Source organism: Kitasatospora sp. NPDC059646 (genome assembly GCF_042734615.1).
Classification (GTDB): domain Bacteria; phylum Actinomycetota; class Actinomycetes; order Streptomycetales; family Streptomycetaceae; genus Kitasatospora.
This window is the reverse complement of record NZ_JBHWDS010000053.1, coordinates 48,909-58,804: the sequence shown is the minus strand read 5'-3', so window position 1 is coordinate 58,804 and position 9,896 is coordinate 48,909. Positions and strand designations below refer to the sequence as shown.

The following is a 9,896-nucleotide window of genomic DNA, read 5'->3' as shown; positions in this document are numbered from 1 at the left end:
ACCCCGCCGAGACCCGCGCCGTCCTCGCCTCCTCGCTCGCCATGCTCCGCACCAAGCACGCCGACCTGCCCAGCCGCAAGCACGGCAACCCGCCGATGTAACCGGTGCGCCGCACTCGCCGCCACCGTCCAGTCGCCAGCCCGGGGGAGAAACCGGAACCATGAACGAACCTCTCGTACGCGTCGTCCGCGGCTCGCTGTCCGCCGAGGAGCTCGCCGCCCTGACCGCGGTGCTGACCGCCCGTGCCGCGCAGGCGGCGGCGGTCGCCGCCGCCCAGCAGGCCGTCGAGCCGATCGCCACCTGGTCCCGGCTGGAGCGCCGCCCGCCGTACTTCTCCCCGGTCAGCTGGCAGCAGGCCGCCTGAGGTTTCGCGCGAACGCCAGGGGCTCCGGAGGCAGTGCCTCCGGAGCCCCTGTTGCTTCTGCTGCTGCTACGCCGCGGCCAGCGCCGCAGGGCGGCCGGCGTGCATGGTGGTGAGGTTGGCGGCCAGCCGCTGCGGGTCCTGGGCCAGCCAGAGCCGCACCGCGGCGCCGAGCATGATGCAGGACGAGCCGAGGCGGACGCCCGTGGACTGGGCGACCCGCGCGGTGGCGATGGTGAGCAGGTCGGCGAGCTCGGTCGGCAGCCACACCGTGAGCGCGCAGGGCGCCGGGGTGGCGAGCGCGGCGAGCAGCCGGTGGGCGTCCGCCGGGCAGTGCAGCGTGGGCAGGACGTCCAGCAGGCCGTCGGCGACGACCTCGGAGACGTCACTGTGGTGGCCCTGGGCGAGCCGTCGCAGCAGCGCACGTTCCGCTGCGGTGATTCGGACGGTCATGATGACCTCGTCGCACTCCATGGTGCGGCCCTCCTCGCGGCTTGTGGTTCTCGGGGTGAGTCGGGGGGTCGACTCGGGTGGGGTCGGTGGTGCGGGTGACGGGACGTCAGATACCGGCGTACGAGTGCTTGCCGGTGATGAAGATGTTGACGCCGTAGAAGTTGAACAGCCAGCAGGCGAAGGCGAGCAGGGCCAGGTAGGCGGCCTTGCGGCCGCGCCAGCCGGCGGTGGCCCGGGCGTGCAGGTAGGCGGCGTAGGCGACCCAGGTGATGAACGACCAGGTCTCCTTCGGGTCCCACTCCCAGTACTTGCCCCAGGCGGCCTCGGCCCAGATGGCGCCCGCGATGATGGTGAACGTCCACAGCGGGAAGACCAGGGCGTTGATCCGGTAGGACAGCTTGTCCAGGGTGCTCGCGGCGGGCAGCCGGTCCATCAGGTTGGCGGCGCGGACCGTCAGGCCGGCCGCGACGCGGTGCTCGTAGCGGTCCTTGAGCAGGTAGGTGCCGGTGGCGACGAACGCCGCGAAGAAGGCACCGCCGCAGATCGTCGCGGTGGAGACGTGGATGCCCAGCCAGTACGAGTGCAGCGCCGGGACGAGCTGCTCGGACTCGGTGTACAGCACGCTGACGGCGATGCCGAGGATCAGCAGGACCGCGATGACCACGGGCAGGCCGAGCCAGCGCACGTTCTTCCGGGTGGCCAGCAGGACCACGTACGAGCCGACCATCATCAGCGCGAAGGCCACGGAGAACTCGTACATGTTGCCCCACGGCCAGCGCATCACCGACAGGCCGCGGGTGAGCACGCTGCCGGCGTGCAGCAGCAGGCCGAGGACGGTCAGCGAGACCGCGATCCGGCCGGCCATGTCGGCCTTCTCGCTGCCGCCGGCCGGGCCGACGCCGTCCGCCGGGCCGTCGTCGCCGCGGCCGCTGGTCACCGTGGTGGCGCCGGCGTCGGCCAGCGCGGTGCGGGTCAGGGTGGTGGTGCCGCCGCCCTGCGAGGCCACCGTGACGCTGACCTTGCGCACGCCCTTGGCCGCCTCGGCGGAGTCGCTGACCGTCTGGGCGAGGGTGGCCTGCTGCCGCGAGCGGACGGCGACGCCGCCCTTCGCACCGAAGGTCCACTCGAACATCTGGGCGAACATGGCCAAGGTGTAGACGGCCATCGCCGAATAGATCAGCTTGTTGGAGATGTCGGCCAACTGGGGGTCGACCTGCGCGAGCAGCACCGTCTACTCCTTGGTTTCCGGGGCGGTGGGGGTGGCTGCGGCCGAGGAGTCGGCAGCGGCGGGTACGGCGTCGTCGGTATCGGAGTCGTCGGTGTCGCCGCCGGACGGCTCCTCGGCGGCCGGGGCGTCGTCCTGCAGCTCGACGGCGAGCTCGGCGAGCTCCTCGGCGGTGCGGGCGGACTCGCTGCGGCCCAGCCCCGCCACCTCGACCAGGGTCCGGCCGTCGGGGGCGGTGGTGGCCCGGACCCAGATCCGGCGGCGCTGCACGAACAGCGAGCCGATCAGGCCGAGGATCGCGGCGACCGCGCCGACCAGCGCGACGGAGTTGCCGGGGTGGTGCGAGATGGTGAACGTCGCCCACTGCTGGTAGCCGTCGAAGGTGATGGTGCCGTAGCCGTTGGGCAGCTCCCAGCCCTGGCCGACCTTGAGGCGGGCGCGGGCGATGTCGTCGCCGACCTTCAGCTGGGTCATCGCCTTGTCGTCCAACTGGTACACGTTCTGCGGCAGGCCGCTGTCGGTGCGCAGGTCGCCGGCGTAGGCGGTGAGCACCAGCATCGGGTCCGCCGCGGCCGGGAACATCGAGACCGGGCCGGTCTTCTCGAAGTTCTCCGGCGCGGTCGGCAGGAAGAAGCCCTGGAAGGCCAGCTGCGTCTTGTTGCCGTTGGCGTCGGTGCCGTAGTCGTTGACCTTGATCACGCCGGGCGAGGTCATGTTGGCGTCGCGCGGCAGGAACGGCGTCGGGCCGCGGTAGACGATCTCGTTCTTGGCGTTCTTGACCGTCACCACCGGCGCGTAGCCGTGGCCGATCAGGTAGACCTTCGACCCGCCGATCTCCAGCGGGTGGTTGACCTCGATCGTGGACTTCTTCAGCTTGGTCGAGTCGTCGCCGACCCAGTACCGCACGTTCGCGGTGAACTGCCGGGCGGTGCCGATCTGCGGGCCGCTCTCCTGGTACCGGGCGGTGAAGCCGTCCAGCTTGAAGCCGAAGGCGTCCAGGTCGTTCACGCCGTAGTAGTGCGAGCCGTAGAAGTCGTCGATCTGGGTGGTGGTGTTGGAGTAGCCCTGCCCCTCCAGCACCAGCTTGCTGGCGGTGCCGGAGGCCACGCCGGCCCAGGCGACGCCGACCAGCAGCGCGAACAGCGAGAAGTGGAACAGCAGGTTGCCGACCTCGCGCAGGTAGCCCTTCTCGGCCGCGACCGAGCCCTTGCCCGCGGCGGTCCGGAAGCCGCGCTTCTTCAGCAGGCGGTACGCGGCGGCGTTCACCGCCTCCGGGTCGGCGGCGCTGTGCCAGGCCGCGTAGACCGGCATCCGGGTCAGGTTGCGCGGGGCCGCCGGGGGCTGCGAGCGCAGCACGCCGACGAACTGCCAGGTGCGCGGCAGGATGCAGCCGGCCAGCGAGACGAACAGCAGGATGTAGATCGCCGAGAACCAGCTGGAGCTGTAGACGTGGAACAGCTCCAGCCGCTCGAACAGCGGGGTGACGCCCTTGTGGGCCTCCTTCCACGCCACGACCTTCATCGTGTCCGGCCCCTCCTGCGGGACCAGCGAGCCCGGGATGGCGGCCAGCGACAGCAGGAACAGCAGCAGCAGGGCGACCCGCATCGAGGTGAGCTGCCGCCAGAACCAGCGCACCCAGCCGAGCACGCCCATGCCGACCTGCGTGTCGGTCTCCTCCTCGGGGGCGGTGCTGAGCCGCTCCGCGGCCGCGGTGTCCACCAGGAAGGGGTTGGCCTTCGGGTCGGGACCGTCCGGTGCGTCGGGGCTGTCCGGGGCGTCGGCCGGCTGGGGGCTGGTCTTCGTGTCGCTCACGGGTCAGATTCCGATCGAGAAGTTCTCGGTGAGGTACTGGAGCTGGTTCACCAGCGCGTCCCACGCCCCCGTCACCAGGGCCAGGCCGACCGCGACGAGCATGCCGCCGCCGATCCGCAGCACCCACTGGTAGTGCCGCTTGACCCAGCCGAAGGCGCCCAGCGCCTTGCGGAAGGCCAGGGCGGCCAGGACGAACGGTACGCCGAGGCCGAGGCAGTACGCGGTCATCAGCAGCGCGCCGCGCCCGGCGCTGGCCTGGCTGAACGCCAGCGACTGGATGGCGCCCAGCGTCGGGCCCATGCACGGCGTCCAGCCGAGCCCGAACACCACGCCGAGCAGCGGAGCGCCGGCCAGGCCGACCGCGGGGCGGCGGTGGCTGCGCAGCTCGCGCATGGTGAAGCCGGGCAGCAGACCCATGAAGGCCAGGCCCATCAGCACGGTGAGGCAGCCCATCACGATCGAGATGACCCGCTGGTGCGCCTGCAGGGTGTTCCCGAACGAGCCGAACAGCGCGCCACCGGAGACGAACACCGCCGCGAAGCCGAGGACGAACAGCAGCGAGCCGGCCAGCATCCGCCCCCGTCGCGCACCGCGCGCGTCCGACAGGTCGGCGGCGGAGAAGCCGGTGACGTAGCTGAGGTAGCCGGGCACCAGCGGCAGCACGCACGGCGAGAAGAACGAGACCAGTCCGGCGGCCAGCGCGATCGGCAGGGCGAGCATCAGCGCGCCGCTGCCCACGGTCTCGTTGTAGCCGACCCCGGCCGCGGCCAGGACGGTGCTCACTTCGACTCCGCGAGGACCGGCTCGATCATCTTGTCGAGGTCCTCGCCGGACAGCGCGTGCATGGCGCGGGCGGCCAGCTTGCCGTCCTTGTCGATCACGATCGTGGTCGGGATGGACTGCGGGTTGAGGCTGCCCTTGGGGAACTTGAGGATCTGGGTGCCGTCCGGGTCGTAGATGCTCGGGTAGGTGACCCCGAAGTTCTTCTCGAACGCGACGGCGTTGGCGGGGTCGGTGTCCCGGGTGTTGATGCCGAGGAACTGGACCTTGTCGCCGTACTTCTCGGAGCTGGCCTGCAGGCCCTTGGCCTCGGCGCGGCAGGGGCTGCACCAGGAGCCCCAGATGTTGAGGACGACCACCTTGCCGCGGTAGTCGGCCAGCCGGAGGGTGCCGGTGCCGTCCAGCCCGGTGCCGCTGATGTCGGGGGCGTCGGTGCGGCTGCCGACGGCGGCGGTGTCGATGCCGCCCTTGCCGGTGATGAAGCCGACCGAGCCGTCCCCGCCCGCGGAGCCGGAGCTGGAGCACCCGGCGAGGGCCAGGGCGGTGGCCGCGCCGAGGGCGGCGGTGAGGCGGAAGCGGCGGCTGGACGTCCGTGACATGTGAAAAGTTTCGCATGGCTCTTCGGCCCGTTTTAGGGGGGTCCGGCGTTGTCGGCCGGACCCCCCGTGACCTGCGCATACTCCACTTATGATCGTCTTAATTCGGGCATTCTGCCGCCCCCCGGGCTTACCTCCCGGCCGCCGGTGTGAGCAACGTCCCGGACCGGTGTGAGCAACGTCCCGGACCGGCGCGGGCTACGCCCCGAAGCTCTTCCCGACCGGCTTGTCGCCCTTCTTGCCCTTGCCCACCAGATGGGCCGGCAGCAGGTCGCGGGCCGGCTCGCGGTAGCCGATCGAGACGATCCGGTCGCCCTCGAAGGTGAAGCTGGTCAGCGACGCCAGCGAGCACTGCCGGCGGCGCGGGTCGTGCCACAGCCGGCGGCGCTCGGCGAACGACCGCAGGATCCAGATCGGCAGCTGGTGACTGACGCACACCGCCTCGTGCCCGCGCGCCGCGTCCCGGGCGCCGGCGATCGCGCCCATCATCCGCACCACCTGGTCGATGTACGGCTCGCCCCAGGACGGCTTGAACGGGTTGGTCAGGTACTTCCAGTACGAGGGGTTGCGCAGCGAGCCGTCGCCGACCCCGAAGGTCTTGCCCTCGAAGACGTTCTCCGCCTCGATCAGCCGCGGGTCGGCCGCGACCGTCAGGCCGTGCGCCTTGGCGATCGGCTCGGCGGTCTCCTGCGCCCGCTCCAGCGGGGAGGCCACCACGTAGGTGATGTCACGGTCCTTCAGGTGGTCGGCCACCCGCTCGGCCATCTGCCGCCCCAGGTCGGAGAGGTGGTAGTCCGGCAGCCGGCCGTACAGCACGCCCTCCGGGTTGTGCACCTCGCCGTGCCGCATCACGTGGACGACGGTGATGTCCTTCTTGCCGTCCTTCTTGCCGTCCGTCAGGTCGGCCGCCCGGCGGTCCGTCTGCTGATCCGTCACTTGGACTCCTCGGTGGCCTCGGCGGCGGCGCGGGCGGCGGCGGGCAGGGCGGCGGCGATCCGCTCGATCGCGCGCTCGTCGTGCGCGGACGAGACGAACCAGGACTCGAACGCCGAAGGCGGCAGGTAGACGCCCTGGCTGAGCATCGAGTGGAAGAAGCCGTTGAAGCGGAACGCCTGCTGGCGGCGGGCCTCGTCGTAGTTGGTGACCTGCTGGTCGGTGAAGAAGACCGAGAACATGTTGCCCGCGGTCTGCAGGCGGTGCGCCACACCCTCCTTGGAGAGCGCCTCGGTGACCAGGCCGGACACCTCGGCGGCGACCCGGTCGACGGTCGCGTACACCTCGTCGGTGCAGTGGCGCAGCTGGGCCAGGCCGGCGGCGGTGGCGACCGGGTTGCCGGACAGCGTGCCCGCCTGGTAGACCGGGCCGGCCGGGGCGAGGTGCGCCATCACGTCGGCGCGGCCGCCGAACGCCGCGGCCGGGAAGCCGCCGCCCATCACCTTGCCGAAGGTCAGCAGGTCCGGCGCCCAGCCCTCGCGGGCGGCCTCCAGCCCGTACCAGCCGGCCTTGGAGACGCGGAAGCCGGTCATCACCTCGTCGGAGATGAACAACGCGCCGCTCTCCCGGCACAGTTCGGCCAGGCCCCGGTTGAAGCCGGGCAGCGGCGGGACGACGCCCATGTTGCCGGGCGAGGCCTCGGTGATCACGCAGGCGATCTCGCCGGGGTGCGCGGCGAACGCGGCGCGCACCGCGTCCAGGTCGTTGTACGGCAGCACGATGGTGTCGCCGGCCTGCGCCCCGGTCACGCCCGGGGTGTCCGGCAGGCCGAAGGTGGCGACGCCGGAACCGGCGGCGGCCAGCAGCGCGTCCACGTGGCCGTGGTAGCAACCGGCGAACTTGACCACCTTCGCGCGGCCGGTGAAGCCGCGGGCCAGCCGGATCGCCGACATGGTCGCCTCGGTGCCGCTGGAGACCAGGCGGACCTGCTCGACCGGGGCGATCCGGGCGACGATCTCCTCGCCGAGCTCGACCTCGCCCTGACCGGGCGTGCCGAACGAGGTGCCGCGGGAGACCGCCTGCTGCACCGCCTCGATCACCGCCGGGTGGGAGTGGCCGAGCAGCATCGGGCCCCAGGAACACACCAGGTCCACGTACTCGCGGCCATCGGCGTCCGTCAGGTACGGGCCGCTGCCGGACACCATGAAACGGGGCGTGCCGCCGACCGCGCGGAAGGCCCGCACCGGCGAGTTGACGCCGCCGGGGGTGACCGCCAAGGCGCGCTCGAACAGCGACTGGGACTGGGGTGCTTCGTACGGGTAGCTCATCTGCTCGCTCATCCGTTGGGTCCGCGGGGTGGCCTGGAGCCTCTCTTACCCGCACATGGTCTCAAATCGTGTCCTGGCGTTCTGCATGTCGGGCCCGATCATCTGGAACGATGATCCGTGTGCTGCTCCCCTCACTGGCTGTGGCGAAGGTAAGGTCGAGTAGCGCGCGCTCGTGTAGCACGCCGGCAGACGGGTAAGGGGCATGTCCGGAGGGAAAGCCGGACATGCGGGGGTCTGTCGATTCCGGCGAGTTCCGGTGAGGATGGTCCGAGTGTCCGAGAGGCAGGACGGTTTCGACGAGGCCGCGGAGCGCACCCGCAGGCCTGCCGAGACCGGCGGGGGCAGGGAAGCGGGCAGGGGAAGGAGGGGCGAGGGCAGAGTGGGGGTCACCTACAAGTACTTCGGCGCACCGGACCGCGCCACCGCTGCCAGAGTCCCCACCGCCCTCGGCCCCGGCGGCCTCGGGCTCGACGCCGGCGAACTCGGCGCCCTCGGCCGGCTCGGCGACCTGATGGAGACCAGCGGCTCCGGCAACGGGCACCTCTCCACCAAGATCAAGCCCGAGACCATGAGCGCGATGGTCCTCACCGGCATCCAGGGCGTCCCCCTGCACCACGTCCCGCCGCTCGAACTGGTGGTCCTGCACCCCGACTACGCGGTGGTCCAGCTCCCGCACACCGTCGTCGAACCGCTCCGCAAGGCCGACGAGACCGAGCTCGGCGCCGCCGCGTTCATCTGGTCCACCGTCCCCGACCGCCGCGGCCCGCGGGACGCCTTCGTCATCTACCAGATGCTCCACGAGTGGCAGGACTTCGCCAACCGCCTCCACGACGCCGGCCACCAGCTGTACTGCCTGGTCTGGCCCTGACCCGCATTCCTTTCTGACGGCCGGTCGGAGGGCCGTGGCGGTCAGGGCCGTCGGGGCACACCGGGGGCACCGGCGGAGCACCCGGTGGCGTGCCAGCCGCGAACTCGCCCACCGGCGGTGCGGGCCGCCGAAGTTGATGGGTCATCACTCCGGCGCTGCCACGGGGGTGCCGGTGCGCGCCGGAACCGGCGTTCGCGACCGTCGAGCCCCGGCGGGCAGCCGCAGTGATCTGACCGCGATCGGCCACCGTAGGCTCACCGCCATGGACCTCCCCGACTGCGGCTGCCTGCTCTGCGACGGCACCGGCGACGAATCCGCGTGGGACGCACGCGACACCCGCATCGCGGCGAACATCCGCGACCACGACTGGCACGTCAACGGAGTCGCCGGCGGCGGACTGCCCGGCGACTGGTCCTACTCGATCGGACTGTGGCACACCCTGCGCAGCCCCGAGGTCAGCATCTTCGGCCTCCCCTCGCAGACCGGCATGCGGATCGTCAACGTCCTCGCCCACGAGATCCGGTCCGGGCATCCGCTCGAACCGGACCAGCGCCGCAACGACGTCCTGGGCGGCGGATTCTCGGTGGCGATCCGGCCGGTCCACCCCAGCTGGTACCTCAGCTTCTTCGGTGCCGGGGTCGACTTCTACCAGCGACCGCCGCTGCCCGTCACCCAGATGTTCTGGCCGGACAAGCAGGGCCGCTTCCCCTGGGACGCGGGTGTCGAAGCGACCTGCCGCGCCGCCCAGCCGCTCCTGTGGGTGCCCCGCGAGGAGTCAACCGGCCCGTGGGCGCACGCCGAACCTGCCCAGTACCGACCTCACGGGTGACCGGAGCGGGCAGACCTCGGTCACAGTCCCAGTCGAGCCCAGTCCGCATCCGGGTAGTCGGACTTGATCTGGTCGACCATGAGATCCCAGAACGAGGGGTAACGGAACACGCCGGGGTACCAGTTGGCGAACGCCCATGCCTCCCACTCCCCCTCAGCGTTCACGATGGCAGGGTTGAGCATCAGCAAGGCGCTGTCGCCCCAGGCGCTGATCTGCAGGGCGGTTCGGAAGTGCGTCCGGCGCACCGTCACGCAGTCCTGGTCCTCGCCGTACTGCATGTATTCGTCATCGGGGATCGCCGGGAAGTCTTCGTCGTCGCCCCAGGCCTCCACCAGGTCCGGGTCGAGGTCACGGAGCCATCCGACCTGCGCGGTGGCGAGGACCGCTCCTTCGGTGTCGTTCACGTGCGACCAGCCGTTGCTCACCGCGAGGAACTGTCGGTAGCTCGGCGGGAGTTGTGCGCCGAGCCGACGCTCCAGCGCCTGGATGTCGGCCTCGGCCGCGCCGCTCGTCCCGAGCCAACCACTCGCATGCGCCTCCGCCGGGAAGCGCCGCTCCACCTCGTACGCGTCAGGCGCCAGCCAGAGACGGCTCCACTCCTGGAGAAGCTCGCACCACGGGTGGGACCCCCCGGAGCCGGAACGGAAACGGTCGCTCATGGGCGGCACCCTACGGCCGGGGGACGACACCGCCGGCCGCACACCCGGACGC

General features: G+C 71.4%; 11 protein-coding genes. 3 read left to right on the top strand and 8 right to left on the bottom strand.

All coding sequences use genetic code 11. The annotated features are described in order from the left end of the window. Positions 1 to 160 precede the first annotated feature (160 nt). A complete protein-coding gene (locus ACFV1L_RS29520) occupies positions 161 to 364 on the top strand; it encodes an acyl-CoA carboxylase subunit epsilon (RefSeq protein WP_380371469.1) in 204 nt (67 codons plus the stop codon). Between the two features lie 66 nt (positions 365 to 430). Here ACFV1L_RS29520 and ACFV1L_RS29515 read toward each other — a convergent pair whose 3' ends face one another. The 7 genes from ACFV1L_RS29515 to hemL form a co-directional block, all read right to left on the bottom strand. Next, complete coding sequence (locus ACFV1L_RS29515; protein ID WP_380371467.1) at positions 431 to 835, bottom strand: hypothetical protein; 405 nt, start codon at positions 833 to 835, stop codon at positions 431 to 433. A gap of 85 nt (positions 836 to 920) precedes the next feature. Next, complete coding sequence (gene ccsB / locus ACFV1L_RS29510; protein ID WP_380371465.1) at positions 921 to 2,042, bottom strand: c-type cytochrome biogenesis protein CcsB; 1,122 nt, start codon at positions 2,040 to 2,042, stop codon at positions 921 to 923. Positions 2,043 to 2,045: 3 nt separating this feature from the next. Further along, on the bottom strand, positions 2,046 to 3,851 hold the full coding sequence (locus tag ACFV1L_RS29505) for a cytochrome c biogenesis protein ResB (RefSeq protein WP_380371462.1): 1,806 nt from the start codon (positions 3,849 to 3,851) through the stop codon (positions 2,046 to 2,048). Between the two features lie 3 nt (positions 3,852 to 3,854). Further along, positions 3,855 to 4,571 carry a cytochrome c biogenesis CcdA family protein gene (locus tag ACFV1L_RS29500; RefSeq protein WP_380371485.1) on the bottom strand — a complete coding sequence of 239 codons (717 nt, stop codon included), beginning with the start codon at positions 4,569 to 4,571 and terminating at the stop codon, positions 3,855 to 3,857. 59 nt (positions 4,572 to 4,630) lie between these two features. After that, positions 4,631 to 5,230 carry a TlpA family protein disulfide reductase gene (locus ACFV1L_RS29495; protein WP_380371460.1) on the bottom strand — a complete coding sequence of 200 codons (600 nt, stop codon included), beginning with the start codon at positions 5,228 to 5,230 and terminating at the stop codon, positions 4,631 to 4,633. 195 nt (positions 5,231 to 5,425) lie between these two features. After that, positions 5,426 to 6,076, bottom strand: a complete 651-nt coding sequence (locus ACFV1L_RS29490; RefSeq protein ID WP_380371482.1) for a histidine phosphatase family protein — start codon at positions 6,074 to 6,076, stop codon at positions 5,426 to 5,428. Between the two features lie 83 nt (positions 6,077 to 6,159). Then, on the bottom strand, positions 6,160 to 7,500 hold the full coding sequence (gene hemL, locus ACFV1L_RS29485; protein ID WP_380371457.1) for a glutamate-1-semialdehyde 2,1-aminomutase: 1,341 nt from the start codon (positions 7,498 to 7,500) through the stop codon (positions 6,160 to 6,162). A gap of 367 nt (positions 7,501 to 7,867) precedes the next feature. On the opposite strand from hemL, the gene ACFV1L_RS29480 reads away from it, so the two are divergent. Both ACFV1L_RS29480 and ACFV1L_RS29475 read left to right on the top strand, forming a co-directional pair. Next, positions 7,868 to 8,356: a hypothetical protein gene (locus ACFV1L_RS29480; protein WP_035863661.1), complete on the top strand. Its 489-nt coding sequence runs from the start codon at positions 7,868 to 7,870 to the stop codon at positions 8,354 to 8,356. Between the two features lie 262 nt (positions 8,357 to 8,618). Continuing rightward, complete coding sequence (locus ACFV1L_RS29475; protein ID WP_380371455.1) at positions 8,619 to 9,185, top strand: DUF4262 domain-containing protein; 567 nt, start codon at positions 8,619 to 8,621, stop codon at positions 9,183 to 9,185. A 20-nt stretch (positions 9,186 to 9,205) separates the two neighbouring features. Here ACFV1L_RS29475 and ACFV1L_RS29470 read toward each other — a convergent pair whose 3' ends face one another. Beyond that, positions 9,206 to 9,844 carry an SMI1/KNR4 family protein gene (locus ACFV1L_RS29470; RefSeq protein ID WP_380371453.1) on the bottom strand — a complete coding sequence of 213 codons (639 nt, stop codon included), beginning with the start codon at positions 9,842 to 9,844 and terminating at the stop codon, positions 9,206 to 9,208. Positions 9,845 to 9,896: the final 52 nt, after the last annotated feature.